The sequence below is a fragment of the Melghirimyces profundicolus genome, assembly GCF_003054245.1.
Lineage (GTDB): Bacteria > Bacillota > Bacilli > Thermoactinomycetales > DSM-45169 > Melghirimyces > Melghirimyces profundicolus.
In genome coordinates, this window is record NZ_QBKR01000002.1 from 144,968 (window position 1) to 162,014 (window position 17,047).

Annotated in this window: 19 protein-coding genes and 1 pseudogene; 1 reads left to right on the plus strand and 19 read right to left on the minus strand. The window is 51.7% G+C overall.

Annotated elements, in window-relative coordinates:
• Window positions 1-221 precede the first annotated feature (221 nt).
• Window positions 222-992, plus strand: a complete 771-nt coding sequence (locus C8P63_RS02170; RefSeq protein WP_108021699.1) for an IclR family transcriptional regulator — start codon at window positions 222-224, stop codon at window positions 990-992.
• A 170-nt stretch (window positions 993-1,162) separates the two neighbouring features.
• On the opposite strand, the gene eutS is transcribed toward C8P63_RS02170, so the two are convergent.
• The 19 genes and pseudogenes from eutS to C8P63_RS02260 form a co-directional block, all read right to left on the minus strand.
• Window positions 1,163-1,504 carry an ethanolamine utilization microcompartment protein EutS gene (eutS, locus tag C8P63_RS02175; RefSeq protein ID WP_108021700.1) on the minus strand — a complete coding sequence of 114 codons (342 nt, stop codon included), beginning with the start codon at window positions 1,502-1,504 and terminating at the stop codon, window positions 1,163-1,165.
• A gap of 29 nt (window positions 1,505-1,533) precedes the next feature.
• A complete protein-coding gene (gene mdh / locus C8P63_RS02180) occupies window positions 1,534-2,469 on the minus strand; it encodes a malate dehydrogenase (RefSeq protein ID WP_108021701.1) in 936 nt (311 codons plus the stop codon).
• A gap of 30 nt (window positions 2,470-2,499) precedes the next feature.
• Window positions 2,500-2,760 (minus strand): annotated as a pseudogene (locus tag C8P63_RS02185) (BMC domain-containing protein); the annotation flags it as partial.
• The gene (locus tag C8P63_RS02190) at window positions 2,757-3,038 is read right to left on the minus strand and encodes a EutN/CcmL family microcompartment protein (protein WP_108021703.1); all 282 of its coding nucleotides are present in this window, start codon (window positions 3,036-3,038) and stop codon (window positions 2,757-2,759) included. The gene C8P63_RS02190 and the pseudogene C8P63_RS02185, both read right to left, overlap by 4 nt.
• A 16-nt stretch (window positions 3,039-3,054) precedes the next feature.
• Window positions 3,055-3,768: a hypothetical protein gene (locus C8P63_RS02195; protein WP_108021704.1), complete on the minus strand. Its 714-nt coding sequence runs from the start codon at window positions 3,766-3,768 to the stop codon at window positions 3,055-3,057.
• A complete protein-coding gene (locus C8P63_RS02200; RefSeq protein WP_108021788.1) occupies window positions 3,750-4,421 on the minus strand; it encodes a phosphate propanoyltransferase in 672 nt (223 codons plus the stop codon). The genes C8P63_RS02195 and C8P63_RS02200 overlap by 19 nt, the downstream gene beginning before the upstream one ends.
• A gap of 162 nt (window positions 4,422-4,583) precedes the next feature.
• Window positions 4,584-4,874: a BMC domain-containing protein gene (locus C8P63_RS02205; protein ID WP_108021705.1), complete on the minus strand. Its 291-nt coding sequence runs from the start codon at window positions 4,872-4,874 to the stop codon at window positions 4,584-4,586.
• A gap of 54 nt (window positions 4,875-4,928) precedes the next feature.
• Entirely contained in the window at window positions 4,929-6,425 is a 1,497-nt protein-coding gene (locus C8P63_RS02210) for an acetaldehyde dehydrogenase (acetylating) (RefSeq protein ID WP_108021706.1), read from the minus strand.
• Complete coding sequence (locus C8P63_RS02215; protein WP_108021707.1) at window positions 6,426-6,980, minus strand: BMC domain-containing protein; 555 nt, start codon at window positions 6,978-6,980, stop codon at window positions 6,426-6,428.
• Window positions 6,981-6,992: 12 nt separating this feature from the next.
• Window positions 6,993-7,646, minus strand: coding sequence for an ethanolamine utilization microcompartment protein EutL (gene eutL / locus C8P63_RS02220; protein ID WP_108021708.1), 654 nt, complete (start codon window positions 7,644-7,646; stop codon window positions 6,993-6,995).
• Window positions 7,647-7,665: 19 nt separating this feature from the next.
• Window positions 7,666-7,818 (minus strand): hypothetical protein, encoded by a 153-nt coding sequence (locus C8P63_RS18895; RefSeq protein WP_170109445.1) that lies wholly within the window; start codon window positions 7,816-7,818, stop codon window positions 7,666-7,668.
• A gap of 17 nt (window positions 7,819-7,835) precedes the next feature.
• Window positions 7,836-9,308: an ethanolamine ammonia-lyase reactivating factor EutA gene (locus tag C8P63_RS02225; RefSeq protein WP_342748041.1), complete on the minus strand. Its 1,473-nt coding sequence runs from the start codon at window positions 9,306-9,308 to the stop codon at window positions 7,836-7,838.
• An 80-nt stretch (window positions 9,309-9,388) separates the two neighbouring features.
• Window positions 9,389-10,006: an ANTAR domain-containing response regulator gene (locus C8P63_RS02230; RefSeq protein ID WP_245920629.1), complete on the minus strand. Its 618-nt coding sequence runs from the start codon at window positions 10,004-10,006 to the stop codon at window positions 9,389-9,391.
• A 105-nt stretch (window positions 10,007-10,111) separates the two neighbouring features.
• Window positions 10,112-10,543, minus strand: a complete 432-nt coding sequence (locus tag C8P63_RS02235; RefSeq protein ID WP_108021710.1) for a EutP/PduV family microcompartment system protein — start codon at window positions 10,541-10,543, stop codon at window positions 10,112-10,114.
• 34 nt (window positions 10,544-10,577) lie between these two features.
• Window positions 10,578-11,996 (minus strand): sensor histidine kinase, encoded by a 1,419-nt coding sequence (locus C8P63_RS02240; protein WP_108021711.1) that lies wholly within the window; start codon window positions 11,994-11,996, stop codon window positions 10,578-10,580.
• A 26-nt stretch (window positions 11,997-12,022) separates the two neighbouring features.
• Window positions 12,023-13,264 carry an ethanolamine utilization protein EutH gene (eutH, locus tag C8P63_RS02245; protein WP_108021712.1) on the minus strand — a complete coding sequence of 414 codons (1,242 nt, stop codon included), beginning with the start codon at window positions 13,262-13,264 and terminating at the stop codon, window positions 12,023-12,025.
• A 21-nt stretch (window positions 13,265-13,285) separates the two neighbouring features.
• Window positions 13,286-14,161, minus strand: coding sequence for an ethanolamine ammonia-lyase subunit EutC (gene eutC / locus C8P63_RS02250; protein WP_108021713.1), 876 nt, complete (start codon window positions 14,159-14,161; stop codon window positions 13,286-13,288).
• On the minus strand, window positions 14,161-15,534 hold the full coding sequence (locus C8P63_RS02255) for an ethanolamine ammonia-lyase subunit EutB (RefSeq protein WP_108021714.1): 1,374 nt from the start codon (window positions 15,532-15,534) through the stop codon (window positions 14,161-14,163). The genes eutC and C8P63_RS02255 overlap by 1 nt, the downstream gene beginning before the upstream one ends.
• 389 nt (window positions 15,535-15,923) lie before the next feature.
• Window positions 15,924-17,036, minus strand: a complete 1,113-nt coding sequence (locus C8P63_RS02260) for a hypothetical protein (protein WP_245920630.1) — start codon at window positions 17,034-17,036, stop codon at window positions 15,924-15,926.
• Window positions 17,037-17,047 lie beyond the last annotated feature (11 nt).

Consider the following 17,047-nt stretch of genomic DNA (forward strand, 5'->3'; position numbering starts at 1 on the left):
CGCTTACATTTCAATGGAAAAAACGGTGTATTCTGCGGAATAGGTTGCCTTACCCCCAAAAGTTTTCCGGGAAGTGGGTAAACCTTCCTTCCGTTCCCCCTTTCATCCGGGTTGCGCGTCTTTTGTTGGCCAGTATATAGTGATCGTGACCACGGCAAAAGTCCGTTGTTCTTATATTCGGAACAATCTAAGGAAAACAATAAATATTCGGAGGGAACAGTATGTCGGAACCCCGCAGAGTTTACCTCTTGAATTCCGTCAAAAACGCCATGCGCATTCTCCATCTGTATACAGAAGACCGTCAAGAACTGGGCATCAGCGACATGGCCCGCAGGTTGAAATTGAGTAAAAGCACCGTTCATCGTCTGGTGCAAACGCTGGAAGAAGAAGGATTTCTGGAAAAAAACAAACGGACCCAACGCTATCATCTCGGCTGGAACCTGCTCCAGCTGAGCGGAGTGGTGATAAACCACATGGGCATGTTCCGCGAGGCGATTCCCCTCATCGAGAACCTGGCGCAAAAATGGGGGGAAGCGGTCCACATCGGCATCCTGGAAGGAGCTGAATTTGTTTATCTGCATAAAGCGGAAGGTCCGGATCCGGCAGAGCTCCTTTCCCACATTGGCAAACGGAACCCCGCTTCCTGCACCAGCGGGGGAAAGATCCTGCTCGCCCATCTCCCGGAAAAATACCTTGCTCCCATTTTGGAGCAAGGCTTGCCCGGCTGCGGGCCCCGATCCATCACGGATCCAAAAGACTTCCGCCGCCACCTGAAAGAGATCCGGGAAACAGGCTATGTCATCAGTGTGGACGAGCTTCATCCGGGAGCCGTCAGCATCGCCACCCCCATCCGGGACTACACCGGCGAAATGGTGGCCGCCCTCAGTATGGCGGGCCCCACCGACCGGATCCCCGAAGCAAAATTCGCCGCCATAGCAGACGACGTCGTCCGCTATGGCGGGGAGATATCCCAACAACTTGGTTATTTTTGATATTCTCCTAAACACTATGATGAGGAGGAATTAGGCTTTCGGAGACAATGTGGAATATACGAAAAATTGAGTTAATATTGGACGATTTTTTCAGAAAATGGAAATTGGACCTTAATAAGATATAGACATAAAATCTGCACCTCTCCCGGATTTGCCGAGAGAGGTACGGCCTAAGATTTGGTGATATTAGAAGGTGTATAGCCCAAGTTGGTCTTCAAAAACTCGTTGATGTCATTTAAGGCTGTCTCCACGTCGGAGACCGAACCCACTAGAACTAGGCTGCCGGTGAACCGGTCCAGGAAGCCAAGGGAAACATTGGAGCTTTTGGTGGCAATGTCCCCCGCTATGATGACGGTTTCACTGGGGGTGAGGGTTAAGATCCCCAGGGCTCCACTCCTGTCGATTCCCAACTTGTCAAACATATCCTGATCCGGGTTTGAGATCAGATGGCTGAGGGTGACTTGCTTTCCGGGAACAAACTCCTGAATAAACCGCTTTTTTTCTTCCGACACGCCAGCACCTCCTCCCTTCTCCCTTCTTTTTACACCGAAGATTTCAACACCTTCAGTGTTTTCTCTACCGCTCGGGAGGATTTTTCCAAAGCTATTTGTTCGTCGGAAGTCAAGGGGATCTCAATTACCTTTTCCACCCCGTTTTCTCCGATGATGGCAGGAACTCCGAAATAGAGTCCGGAAATTCCATATTCTCCTTCCAGGTATACCGCGGTCGGCATGATCCGTTTCTTGTCCTTCAAGACAGCCTCCACCATCTTCGCGGTCGATGCTGCCGGAGCAAAATAAGCGCTCCCCTTCTTCAACAGGTTGACGATTTCCGCGCCTCCCTTCCGGGTTCGCTCGACAATCCGGTCGATTTGTTCCCGGCTCATGAGCATTTCGATCGGAATGTTACCGGCGTACGAGAAACGAACCAAGGGAACCATGTCATCCCCGTGCCCGCCCAGGACAAACGCGCTGACATCCTCCACGGATACCCCGAGTTCCATGGCGATAAAAGTGCGGAAGCGTGCGGAATCAAGAACCCCCGACTGCCCGAAGACACGATTTTTCGGTAATCCGCTCGCTTCAAGGGCTACATTGCACATTACGTCCAATGGATTGCTGACAATGATGAAGATGGCATCGGGTGCGTATTTTACCGCTTCCCGTGTCACGTTCTCCACGATTTTGGCATTGGTTTTGACGAGGTCATCCCGGCTCATCCCCGGTTTGCGGGCGATCCCCGCCGTCACCACCACCACGTCGGCTCCGTCAATCTCCCGGTAATCGTTGGAGCCGGTCACCATACAGTCAAACCCTTCCACCGGAGACGCCTCCAGGAGGTCGAGGGCTTTACCGCCTGGCATCCCCTCCTCAACGTCAATCAACACCACATCCCCCAGTTCTTTACTTACCAACCAGTGGGCCGTCGTCGCCCCCACATTGCCTGCACCGATAATGGCGATCTTTTTTCTTCCCATCCCCCTGCCTCCTCAATCTTTTGCGTTGAACAGTGACTGATGTACCGATCGATCCGGGCGCGGGATCAGGTGGTGGGAAACCAGCTCCCCCACCCGTTTGGCTGCCCCGGCCCCGGCATCGAGAGCCGCCCGCACGGCCCCCACGTCCCCTTCCACGAGAATGGTCACCAGGGCACCGTCCACTTTTTCCTGTTTGACGAAACGGACGTCCGCCGCTTTGACCATCGCATCCGCCGCCTCCATGGAACCGATGAGACCGCGGGTTTCAATCATACCCATGGCTTTGCTCAAGATTGCTTCCCTCCTTCCAGATCAACCGAATCGATGATTCCCACCACTGCCGCATCCACCGCCGTCTCTGTATTGGACAGGATAAAACGCGCCGAGCTCCCCTCTGTCACTATCACTTTGTCCCGGTCTCCCGCACCGATTTGATCCACTGCCACGATCACTTCGCCCGCCGGTTCTCCCGAGGCGTCCTCGGGTTGGATCACCAGGAATTTAAGGCCCTGAAACTTTCCCTCTTTGCGGGTGGCCCATACTTTGCCGATCACGGTGCCGATTCTCATGGTTCCACCGCCCTTCCTACATTTCCAAATCAATTACTTGGACATTGATTTTCCGTTCCCGGACGAAATCCTTCGCCAGTGGAGTAACCAGCGTGGAGGAAGAAACGACCACCGTACTGCCCTCGGGCAAGGATTGCACCTTCTCCGCATCCAACAGCAGTACATCAAGGAACCTTGGATCCCCGACGGCGAAGGACCCGCGGATCTCTTCCGGGGTGGTTACCACCGTGGCACCGTAGGAACGCAGTTCATGCACGCATTCGAGGATTTTCCGGCAATAGGGGTTTATCCGGTTTCCGGGTTTCTCCCGTGTCGTCCACAAGAGGTGCTTTTCCGGGACCAAGCAGACCTCTTTCTCTTTTAACAAGGAACGGGCCAATAACCGGGTCGGAAATGTGTCGGCGATCTGCCGCGCCCCTTTGACCAGAGTATCTTGGTCTACTCCGAGGAAAATCATCCGTTCCGCCTGGGTCAGTTCCCGGTCCCAAAGGGCTTCATCCGCTTCCCAGGAGTGAACGGCTTCATATCTGTTCGGATCTGCCAAGCTTCTCTCCGGCGTAAAGAGTACGAGGTCCCACCTTTTCTCCAACTCTTCCAACCGGATTTGACCGGAATCGGTCATCGCTTCGGACCAGCAGACAGCAACCGCTCTTTTCCGTGTGGGACCCTGTTTCATCAGTCTCTCAACCACTTCTTCGACGATCTGTCGCACTAACTCCCGATCGGCCATGGCTCCACCCCCGACTTTTTAACGAGGCGGACTGTTTCCCCGGTCTTTAACATGGCGGCATTGGCCTCATCGGTGTCAATGTGCATTTCCAAGCGATATTGATCACTGACCCGGATCAAAACCCGATCAAACGTGACATATCTGTCCCCGCCGGTTTCAACGCCGACGTATTCGCCGTTTTGAACCCCGAATTCCAGCGCGTCCTTTGGTGTCATGTGGATATGACGCTTGGCGATGATCATTCCCTCCTCCACATGAACCGATCCCTTGGGTCCGATCAAGGTAACCGGCGCCGCTCCCTTTAAATCGCCGGATTCACGGAGGGGAGGATTGGATCCCAGTTTTACGGCGTCTGTCAAGGAAACCTCCACCTGTGTGCGGCCGCGGGGCGGGCCAAGAATGCGGACCTTTTCCAACACACTCTTGCCTCCTGCCACCATCACGGTTTCCTCTGCGGCGTATTGACCGGGTTGGGACAACGCTTTCCGCCTGGTGAGACGATACCCCTTTCCGAACAGCTTCTCCACATGATCGGGGGATAGGTGGACGTGCCGTGCGGACACGCCGATCGGGATGGTCCGAAACGGGTGTGCCTTTTGCTTTAATTGTCGGATCACCTGTTCCACGATCTTGTTGATCTCTGTGGCATGCATCTTTGCCCCCTCCCTTCGTTCCGCCACCATGTGCTCGTCCTGCCGTTGGGCAGTCAGGGCGATCCGTTTCATCGGTGCCGCCTTTCACAGTGCCAAGCGGCTCTTGTTTGTTTCACAAGCATGCCTTCAGCCAAAACCTCCACCCATGCCGGCCTTCGGGAATCATTCTTGTGCCGGCAATTTCGGCAGAATTTGCTCCAGTTCGTTGTGCGGCCGCGGAATCACATGGACCGAGAGGAGTTCACCGACCCGCTGTGCCGCCGCTGCTCCCGCGTCCGTCGCTGCTTTTACCGCACCGACATCACCCCGCACCAGCACCGTAACCAAACCTCCGCCAACGTGCACTTTTCCCAACAAACGAACATTGGCCGCCTTGACCATCGCGTCTGCCGCTTCCACCGAACCGACCAAACCTTTCGTTTCAACCATTCCCAATGCTGTGAATTCACTCATTGTTGGATTCCTCCTCCATTATTTTCGTTTTCACTTAAATGGTGAACGAAGCCCTCAACTCATACGGGCCAACACTTGCTCCACTATTCGGGTGATCTCTTCTCTTCCGACTCCCGAAGCCTCACCCCCTTCACTGCGGGCCTCCACCTCTCGTGTCGGTTGACGGGATGCCACCTTCGTCTGCTCCCGGACTTGCGGGGTTTCTTTTGTTCCATAAGCCAGCCGCTTGGTATTCATCAAATGTTGGACTGTCAGATTGTCCGAGGTGATGTTTCCTCCGAAGGAACCGCACCCGAGGGTCATGGCGGGTTTCAATTCCGTAGTGGCACCGATGGCTCCGAACGTGGAACCGGTATTGACCAACAGGCGGGAGACGGGGATTTCGAGAGCCATATTCCGTATTACTTCTTCGTCGTTGGAATGGATGGAAAAACTGTGACCCTTCCCCCCCAAATCCAAAAGCATGATGCTCAGCCGGCTGGCCTCTTTCCAATCTTCCACTTCATAGAGGGCCAATATGGGGCTCAACTTTTCGATGGAAAAGGGAACATCCTTGCCGATCCGATCCTCCTCCGCCAACAACACCTTGCATGTTCCGGGGACTGTGATGCCGGCCATTTCAGCGATTTTACCGGCGGAGAGACCCACGATCTGCGCATTGAGTCCTTTACCGGCGGGAGAGATCACGGCCTCCACTTTTTTCTTCTCCTCCCCATTGAGAATGTACACTCCCTGGTTCCGCAGTTCCCTGAGCACCATCTGTTTGATATTTTTGTCCACCAAGATGGCTTGTTCGGAAGCGCAAACGGTGCCATTGTCAAAAGATTTGCTGTCGATAATTTGCCGGACCGCCCGGGGAACATCGGCGGATCGTTCAATATAGGCCGGAACATTGCCCGGTCCGACCCCGTATGCCGGTTTGCCGGAACTGTAAGCCGCCCGGACCAAACCACTTCCGCCGGTAGCCAGGATTAAGTTCACATCCGGATGCTTCATCAGCTGCTGGGTGGCTTCCAATGTGGGTCGGGATACCCAACCGATCGTTCCTTCCGGGGCACCCGCTGCAACTGCCGCCTCAGCGCAAATTTTCAACGTTTCCACCGTGCATCGGGCTGCGGAGGGGTGGGGGCTGACTACAATAGCGTTTCTTGTCTTGAGGGCGATCATGGTTTTATAAATAGCGGTGGAGGTGGGGTTGGTCACGGGCACCACCGCGGCGATGACCCCGAAAGGGGAAGCCACTTCCACAATCCTGTTTTCCGGATCTTCCCTAATCACCCCGACCGTTTGGGTGCTTTGGATGGATTTGTAGACGTCTTTTGAAACAAATTGGTTTTTTACCTTTTTATGTTCCACCACCCCGCGACCAGTTTCACTGACGGCCATCTCTGCCAAAACCTCTGCCGACTGATACGATTTCTCGCTGATCGCCCGGATGATCGCGTCTATTTTTTCCTGGGAATATGCTTCCAGCTTTTTTTGTGCCGACTTGGCTCTTTCCACCGCGTTTCGCATTTCCTGCAGGGATAAAAGATCCTTGTCCAGCTCCATTTAAGTCACACTCCTTTCGTTGAAGTACTGCTCCATGGCGGAAACCAATCGTTTTCGGTTCGCTCGGGAAATCTCTTTCCCGGGCAGGTTGAATCCCGGCAGACGGCGGGCTTTTTTGCGCAGCTCTTTCACGCTGAGAGTGCGCCACTCCCCGGAATTCCCGTTGATATCAGAATCAGGTGTAAGTTGCAACTCTTTCTCTCCCGACTTCCCGCTTTCTTCCTGTGAAGAGGTTGAAGTTTGTCGGTCCTTCCCGGGACTTGACTGGTTAACCGGCAGGGATCCCCCTGGCCGCAACATACTTTGCAATTCCTCCATCCGGGGAATCACTGTCCATTGCAACACCTCCCCCAGTTCCTTTCCCCGGGTAACTCCGTGCTTCACGGCTTCCGCAACTGAGGCCACTTCCCCGGTCAGCACGATGGTGACACGCCCCCCGCCGATCCATTCGAAGCGGGAAAGCCGGACGTCAGCTGTTTTCAGCGCCGTATCCGCTGTGATTAAGGTGGCGGTAAATCCGGTCATTTCGATCAGTCCCAGAGCTCTCTCTTTCATGGTCCGGGACACCTAATAAACCTTCGGGTTTTCGGCGATCCGGATCACAGTGTCCATAAAGGCCTGGGTCGCCGATTTGCATGAAGATTGGGAGCCGGTCAACAATCCACCGCCGAAATTGGTTTCCGAAGGGGGCTTGTAAAACTTCACCAAACGGACGTCCGCCGCTTTCAACGCGGCATCCAGGCCCATTACCGCTTCAAGGGGAGGAGCGATCAGGTAAGCCAAAGGCTCCCCTTCCCGTATCCCCGCCACTTCGGACAGGTAGGAACCCGTCCGTGAAATCACATGGGCGTAAAATGTGTGTTTCGCTTCGGGGTCCAGAGCGTAAAACCAGGCTTCGTTTTCCGCCGTGTAACAAAAGACTTCCATGCCGCTTTTCACCTCGGCCGGAGTAGGTCCCGCCAGAATTCCGATAAACTCCCCGGACAACGGCCCGGAAGCGTGGGCTGCCCCGGCATAGAATGAACTTCCGTAAACCACTTCCACGTCTGCCTTTTTGGTGGCCGCGTCCAGGGCGGTATACCCGACATCGTCAATATTGGTGGTAAGGATCCCTATACTGCGTTGATGCGGTTTCAGAGCCAATGATTCCGCCAACCCCGCATCCACATTGGGGATCATCTTGGCGGCCAAAATTTCCGCCTTGACCGGTTGCAGATCCAACTGGATCCCTCCTCTTCGTTCATCCGGATCGATTGTTTTTGTCGCCCGGAAGGTAGTCGATCACTCTTGCACGTGTGGTAGATGTCCCGTTTTCGGTCCTTTCAAGCTCCATCCGCTTCATCTTTTCGACCACCATCCGGACGACTGTCTCCACCAGTTCTCTGTCCTTCAATTTGGAACCACCCCTTTCTATGTCGAAAATGCCAAGGTTTTTACAACCACCGGTACGACGCGTCCCCCGAGCAGTTTTCCGATATCGATGTAGTCCCCGTGCTCCACTTTAACCTGATCGATGCAAAGGACTGGTCGCCCGTTATTCTCTCTCGAAAGTGTCTGTCCCAGCACTTTGGCCAGATCGCGGTCGACGATCAGCACCACCGGTTCCCCGGAGGGCTTTTCCTTGTGCAAGGCTTCAGACAAATACCGGCTCAAGTCTCGGATATCCCGAAAGCTCATATAGGGAAGATCCGACATCGCCAAAGCAAAAGGAACACCTTCCCGGTTGGGGTCGTACATTTCCGTTCCTTGCTGAATGGCACGCTTAACCTGCTTTTCCAGCTCCTCCGCCGGATGGTGGCGAAACTTGAAAACCGGCAGGTTTTTGATCGGGAGCACGTCATCCGCATGGATCGTCGATCCGCTGACTTCGATTGTCTGCATTCCGGCTCCCGACACAGTGGCCCGTATGGTTTCGCCGGCCTCTGCCCAATGCCAGGTCCGCAACCCGGGAAAAGTGAGGAGATCCTGGGCTAAAACCGGCCCGAGGTCTCCGTGTCGGTTGATACTCTCCCGAAAGGACCAACCGGGTGGGCTTCGCAGACAGCCCCCCACACCACCCGAAAACATCAGTTCCTCCACTCTGTCGTTCCAGTCAGGCGGGCCACCGACCAAGAGCAGTCGATCCGTTTCCTCCAATTCCCCGCGCAGTACATTTGAAAGTGTTTTGGCCATTTGGCGGGTCAGATACCTGACTTTTGATTCCTCAGCCATGTCCCCCGGACGGAGAGTACATCCCACCGCTTCCATCAGAGTCCACAACGGGCGGGAAATGTGGGCCACCCTTCCCTTTTCAAATTTCATCAGCCTCCCGCCGATATGAAGGGTGCAGGTTCCTGACAACTCTCCACCGCGGAAAACCGCGATATTGGCCGTTCCTCCTCCGATATCCACATTGGCTACAGTTGTCCCCGTCTCCTTGGAACGTTGCCAAGCACCGGAGCCCTTACCGGCGATAATCCCTTCCAATTGGGGGCCTGCCGTTGCCACCACAAATTCTCCGGCCTCACCGGCCATTCGGTGGACCATGTCCCTGGCGTTCTGTTTGTTGGCTGTTTCACCGGTAATGATGACCGCCCCGGTATCAATCTCACCTGGTTTGATCCCTGCCAAGCAATACTCCTCACTGACGATCGACAGCACTTTTTCAATGTCCACACGATCCGAAGCGATCAAGGGGGTGGGATGGATCCGGCTCCGGTATAACACTTCTTTGTCCACAATTTCGATTCGTGGAACCTGGGCCCACCCTGCCAGGTTCTCCAAAGTCAGTCTGCTGATCACCATTTTCGTTGTACTTGTTCCGATATCGATTCCCACGCTGGTAATCTGTGTCCGATCTTCGTTTCCATTTTTGGATATCAAAGATTGAATGGTCCTCACCACCTTTAAGAGGACAAATGAAAAGGCACCAAGCTCACCCCTATCAAAACAGGGGAATGATAACTTGGCGCCTTTGCCAAAAGTCATTTTCTTTTTTGGTCGTGATCAGGTGGATAGTCCGTCCGTTCCTTTTCCAAAATGCTCCTGGCCAGATTCACCATGGACAGATTGTGCATCATACAATAACTTCTCATCTTTTTAAAAGCCGCTTCCTCCGCCCAGCCCTTCTCCTTCATCAGCAAGCCCTTCGCTCGCTCGATAATTTTCCGGTCCTCCAGCTTTTGGTTCAGCTCCCGGTTTTGCGATTGCAAGCTGTACAATCGTTTTGCCTGTTGAAGGGCGACCTCCACGGCTGGGACCAAATCCGTTTCACGGATGGGTTTAACCAGATACCCCACGATGAAAGCGTTTTCAGCTTCCTGAACAAACTCTTTCTGGCTGTACGCTGTCAATATCAGAGATGGGATATTGTAAGCATTGCCTATGATGCGGCTTGCTTTGAGGCCATTCATTTTGGGCATCTTGATATCCATCAGCACCAGGTTCGGCCGGTGACTTGCCGACAGTTCGATGGCCTCATTCCCATTACCAGCCTCAGCCACCACCTCGTATCCCGCCTGTATCAAAATCTCGTGAAGGTCCATCCTGAGGATCGTGTTGTCTTCCGCAAGCAGGATTTTTGCTTTTCCCGTACGGATCACCCCCAAAACAGCCTACCATTGGATATCTGACTATTTTTATATTTAGATTATACCATATTGAAAGTTATTTATAATTGGAAATATTTTTATACATTATGCCGCAAATTATCTGATTCCTAATAAGTTTAAAAGCTCATCGATCCCTTTTCCATTAAAGGACGATGTAATAACCACCGGCCCTTTGGGCATAGCCTTACGCAGTTGGGTTTGAGCCCAATTGATGTCCGCCTCCGGATGGTCCGCCTTTGTCACCACTCCGATGGGAGTCTTTGGGATCCCGTTGGTGAACCCCGGCGGGATCGTCGCTTTTTTCCGGGTGGAATCCTGGACCACGAGAATATGTGTCACTTCCAACACCGTGGCCATTAATGCCTTGTAGTAAAGGGGGTTTTCCAAATATTCTCCCGGTGTGTCAACGATCCAATCATGATAATTCAACGTCTGGGTTTTTTTCGATTCCTCTTTCCGGTCCAGCAGCCTGTTTACCAAGGTTGATTTTCCCGCCCCCACTGCCCCGATCAACATGACTTTACCCATATGGTTCCCTCCGCTTTCAGGGTTGCCACTCGGTTCAGGAAGAGTGTTTGAATGAAAAGTTTACTTGGGTCCCATCTGAGTTTATATACTCCAGGTGTCCATTCAACTCCTTCTCCACCAGGGTCGTCACGATCCGTGTGCCTAATGTATGGCCTGAATGATTCTTCGGATCAAAGCCGCACCCGTTATCCCGTACACCGATATTCAGGCAGTCCTTTTCTTTCTGTACAATCACTTCGATATATCCCTCGTTCTGATTCACGAAAGCATGGTCCAGGCAATTTTGGATCAATTCGTTCAAAATCAGGGCGACGGCGATTGCTTTATTCGAAGGAAGAACGACTTTGACACCGTAAACTTTGAAATTTATCTTTTTTTCCGGGGGAGACATGGTATGGACGATCATGGAGACCACTCTTTCCATCAAGCCGTTTAGCTCCACAAACTCAATCCCTTTCTGAGACAGAGTTTCATGGACCAGCGCAATGCTGCGGATCCGGTTAATCGTATCCTGGAATACTTTCCGGTTTTCTTCCGATTGAACCCGCCGCAACTGCAACTGCAGCAGACTGCTGATGGTTTGCAGGTTGTTTTTCACCCTGTGGTGGATTTCACGGATCACCGTCGATTGGATACGCAGTTGTTTTTCTTTTTTCCTTAGTTCGGTGATATCTCTCAGTAAAAGCACAACCCCTTTGAAGCGATTCTTTTTTTGAACGGAGATCGCTTTAATGGACATCGCGTTTTCGTCAAATTGCAGTTCCTCCCTTGACACCCCTTTGGCTTGAGCATCGGCCACTACCGAATCGAAAACCCCGAAGCAAAAAGCGGACAAGGGGGTGCCGATCTGCGGAATCGGTTGATCCAGTTCTTTCAACATTTCACGGGCCTTCGGGTTGACGTAGCTGAACAATCCTTCCTCGTTGCACAAGATGACCCCTTCCTGGATGAGGGTGGGCAGATCCGTCTCCGCCACCGTCACTTCCCAGAGGGTCTCACTTAGATCCTCCGCAGTTTTACGTATCCTTCGAAGTTTCTTTTCCTGCCTGATCTGATTCGAAATGTCCTGTTCCAGGATGAGTACACCGATCACTTTGTCATCCCTGAAAACCGGAAGGACTTTTTGTTCCACCGTTACTTTTTCATTGGTGATGGCTCGGGTCCCTGTAATATACTTACCGGTTTGAAAAGCTGCAAAGACACCCGGTTCATTATCTTTCAGAATCAACTTTCCGGTAAAAGATTCGGTATACAAACTGCGGGATGTGCGGGGTTTCGCTTCCGCGACAACCACAGCTTGGTCGCTTCGTCCCCTTACCAGACAATCGAGGAAAATGTCTGCCCCGTACAGATCCGCCATCAGCTGCAACTGCGTTGTCACCTTTGTCAGCTCTTCAATATCCGCTCTCTCCAGCCCGGTTTTTTCCTGAAGTATTTGTAACGTTGGTTTCATCTTTCCACCCCGACTCCTATCCAGATCTATGCACTCTCTCCCGAAAGTTTACCGGAATCAAGAGACCCCTCTTTGCGCTCCTGTTTCTCCAGCTCCAGGGCCTTGGGTACGGAGAGTTTATAAGCCAACGCAATCGCCAGTATTCCTCCACAGATTTTCCCCGCCATCACGGGAACGATCAGCGTCGGCTGAAAATTTGCGGTGAATGCCATATGGTCACCGAACAAGAACGCGGCGCAGACTGCAAACGCAATATTAATCACTTTATCTTTTGGTCTCATAAACTTCACCAGACGGAACATGGCCAGGATGTTTGCAATGGAAGCCAATATGCCCGCGCTGCCCTCCTTAGTGAGTCCCAACTTCTGACCCGCAAATTCCAACGGCTTCGCCAAATACTTTCGCATCAGATAGACCATCGGGAAAGCCCCGGCCAGCATAATTCCAATATAACCGGCAATTTCCAGCGCCCTGAACTGGTCTTCCTTGTCCGCGATAATAGGATCGAACCCCCAGGACCCGAACAAGGTGGAAAACCAACTTGTGAAATATTCCACGATGGAGAAAACCAATACCAGTTTAATCCCGGCATCCATGATTTTGCCGAACCACATGAACCCGCGGATCATGGCGTCCGGTATAAACCGCAGGCCGACGGCGATGGCAACACAAAGGACGATCAGAGGCGCCAGGTTAGCCAGGATGCTTCCCAACCCCAAAGCCAACTGATAAGTGGCTTCCGCATTTGTCGAAACAGCTTCCCGAACTTCGGCATGGCTGAGGGATAAGATCAGGCAGGAGATAAATACCCCCACCGGAACCGTCAGAATACCGGACATCACACCGAGTGCCATATACTTATGATCCCGCTTTTCCAACAAGGCCAGTCCGACGGGAATCGAGAAAATGATTGTGGCTCCGGCCATATATCCCACCATCATTGCCATAATCCAGCTTTCCCGTGTGGCGGCCAAGGCATCCGCCAACTGGTACCCCCCCATGTCCACGGCAATGAAAGTGGTGGCAGCTATGGCAGGATCCGATCCGACAAGACCGAAGACCGGACCGAAAACGCTTTCAATGATTTTCGACAAATAGGGAATGGAAGCCATAATCCCGGCAACCGGCACAAAAATGTAGCCGATGGAATACAACCCCTCCATAAACTCTTTTCCCAAACCTTCTTCGCTGTTACGAATCGATGCAAAGGCACCGAGAATGGCTGAAGCCATAATGACATAAATAACGTACGTTCCAATCTGGCTCATATGCGTACCTCCTTCAAAAGGTTACTGCACATCCGAGCGGTGACGAGCTTTGGCATATTTCACGCCGCTGACTTTCAACTGAAGCACTTCTTCCAATACATCCGCCAAATACGCTCCCGCTTCCACGGGCGGAGTTCCCCCTTTGTGAATATTGGAAATCACCGTGCGGTCCGCCTCCACTGTTTTTTCAGAGGGGCGATACACCAGATATGCACTGACACTTTCAGCCGTGGCCAAGCCAGGTCGTTCTCCGATGAGAGAGATGATCACATCACAGTTCACCAGAGAGGCCACTTCGTCTTGTACCCATACACGGCCGCGTTTGATGAAAATCGGTTTTCCAACGGTGATGTTTTTCAGTTCCAACCCCTGCATCAGGGAAGGAAGCAAATCCGGGATGTTTGTTTCGATCGCAGTGGAGCTTAACCCATCTGCCACCACAATCTGTACCTGCCTATTTTTGGGACAATTCCGTCTTATCCACTCCGCTGACTCTTCATTGAGCCGCCGGCCCGAGTCTAAGTCCATCAAGTATTCTTCCATGGATTCGGCTTTTGTTTTAAGCAGGGGAAGACCGTATTCTTTTAAAAAATCTTCTGACACGTCCTTGAATACCGCATCCTGGGCCGCTGCATGATCGATGCGGAATTTCAACAAGCTGTCTGTCTTCATTCGGGTTCCCGCACGACCGATCCCGATCCGTGCAGGCGTGGCTGCTTGAGCTTTATCAATGGCCTCTCTTTTTCTGGGCTTGTCCACGCCGACTTTTTTGTCCATTGAAAAGACGATCGTTTCTTTCGAAGGAGGAGAACTTTTTTGGACGGTTTGCTTCCCGTTCTTTTTTTCTATTTCGGCGAGGACTTGATTTACGATTTCTTCAATACTGACATTCCCCATCACAGTTCCCTCCTGTCGAATATGGATAGGTCACCCGCCCGGGAGGTTAACCTCCCGTTTTCCATAATCCCCATCTTTTCCAGCCACTTCTCAAATTCACGGAGAGGACGAAGCCCCAGCATCTCTCGGAGACTCGCATCGTCATGGTAGCTGGTGTCCTGATAACTCAGCATCACGTCGTCCCCACCGGGGACTCCCATATAAAAGTTGGCTCCTGCCAGCGCCGTCAGCATCCCTGCAATTTCCTGGTCGTTTTGATCGGCAATCATGTGGTTTGTATAGGTGGGCGCGATTCCCATTGGCAACCCATGAAGCTTGCCCATAAACAAGTCTTCCAAATCGGCCCGGATGACCTGGCGACCATCGTACAGGGTTTCCGGACCGATGAAGCCGGAAACGTTATTGACCATGAAGGGCTTCCAGTGTCGTGCATAACCATAGGTTCGCGCCTCCAAGGTTTGCATGTCCACGCCCTGATGAGCATCAAGGGAAACTTCAGATCCCTGACCCGTTTCAAAATACAATACATTGGGCCCTGTGGAAGTTCCTCTGGTAATCATTAACTGCAAAGCCTGGTCCAGCAATTCCTTGTTCACTCCGAAATCGTCATTGGCTTCCTGGGTACCGGCAAGGCTCTGAAACATCAGAGCGACCGGTGCCCCCTTTTCCAAGCTCTGCATTTGTGTGGTGATGTGGGCCAGAACACAGTTTTGGGTGGGAATCCCCCATTTTTCCATGAATTCATGGGACATATGCAACAAACGGGATACGGATTCCACTGAGTCATTGTTAGGGTTGATGCCGATCACTGCATCCCCGGACCCGTACGACAAACCCTCTTTGATCGAAGCCAGGATTCCTTCCGGATTGTCGATCGGATGGTTCGGTTGACAACGAAATGCAAGGCGTCCCGGCTCTCCGATGGTTGTGTTGCAATGGGCTTGGACTTTGATTTTCTGCGATGCGATCACAAGATCGATACTGGACATCAATTTGGCCACAGCAGCAATCATTTCACTCGTCAAGCCGCGGCTGATCCGTAACAAGTCCTCCTGAGAGTTACCGTGGGACAAAATGTACTCTCGGAGTTCCCCGATGGTCCAACCGGAAATGGATTTGTAAATATGGAGGTTGATATCGTCATAAATAATGCGTGTTACTTCATCTTCTTCATAGGGAATCACGGGATTTTCATATATGTCTTCCAGTGTCATTCTACTTAAAACCACTTTGGCCGCCGCCCGCTCCAATGAGGAACCGGCGGCGATCCCGGCCATTTTGTCCCCTGATTTTTCTTCACTCGCTTTTGCCATCACTTCTTTAAGGGTGGAAAATGTAAAATGTTCTTTACCTATCAAACAACTTAGTTTCATCGGCCTGCCCCCTCATCCATGCAAGGTAAAATCGCTTAAACAAAAAACGCCATAAGGCAACCGGAGATTCCGGATACCGAATGGCGTCGTTACCATCGTTTATTCTTTTTCAACTCTATGCTAGCTCAATTTTTTAACTATTTCAAGATTTGGTTTTACTTGTTTATGCGTTAAATACTTCCATTTTTTTTGATAACCGCCCTTAATACCCCGGAGACACCGCCCCTTCCTTCTCAAAGGGCCAGGGGGGCAGATTCCTCCGCAGGTCCTTGTCCTTGCTCTCCGAATCTCCTGGGGAATTCACCCCTTCCTCCTCGAAAGCAGGTCCCATTTCCAAGATTGTCTGCTTACGCCAAATCGTCGCTTTCCGGGAACTTGGAGGAAACTGTTTAAATAAGGAAAGGTGTCAAGCCGTACGAAATTATTATCACGGTTATAATTCGCATTGTAATACCAATAATAGCGGCGATTAAGGCTTCCCGCGGTGACAGATCGGAAGAATTGGTTGACCAAATTGCAGGAACTTGTCCGAAAATATCTGAAAGAGGTAATCCCGAAGCTGCCAATACAAAGGTTCCCACTACAAGCCGGGGATCCATATTTGTTGCTACATCGTGCAACTGACTCATCGCTAATGTTGGAGAAGCCATAACGGCGGTAATACCCGTTTTGGGATCGGCACCGATCCATCCCATAAACTGAGTCATTCCCTGTTCAAAAGGTTTCCACACCCCCATAAAATCCAACAAACCGATTAGCCCAAAAATTACTGCCACCGCCGGAATCACAAGCAGGAATAAAAGCTCCGCTCCCTCTCTTGCCCCTTTGAATAGGGTACTAAAATAGGGTGTATTAGGAGTGAATTCAGGAAGGTCTTGTAATGCAACTGCTCGAGTATTTCGAAAAATGGTCTTGCTTAATAAAAAAGGAACTACCACCAAGGGGGTGAATATCGCGAGAAGGATAACAGGAAAGGCATTAATACCGGCTATGGACAAGGCGACCAACCCGAGCATAAAGCATGAAAACGATTGTTGGGACTGTACCATGGTAGCAATTGCAATCATTTGCTCATCTTTGGTCGCCCCTGCCCGTTTAAGAATAGGCCCTCCAATTCGACCAGCCGCATTGATATCACCAAGAATATTGTAAATTCCGGGAATCACTACGGCTGAATTGACTTTTAATTTATTGGTGATGGGGACAAATAAACGGACCAAGGCATCGGTGAAGCCTAGGCGTTCTAACATCCGTCCAGTCATAACGCTCAATATGATTGCAACCCCTACGCCTCCTGTTAAAAATACATCTACTATGATAGGCTTGACTCTGTTTAGCATGGCACTAAAAGCACCGCTAATCAAGTCCGGTTTGGATACAAGCAATGCCACCATCAGAAGTACAAAACCCATTCCTACCCATTCAATTCTTTTGATTTTTCGCGGGTTGATTTCCCCTTGTACCTCATACACAGATTGAAGATCTTCCTGTGCTTTTGCCATTGTTTAGCCCC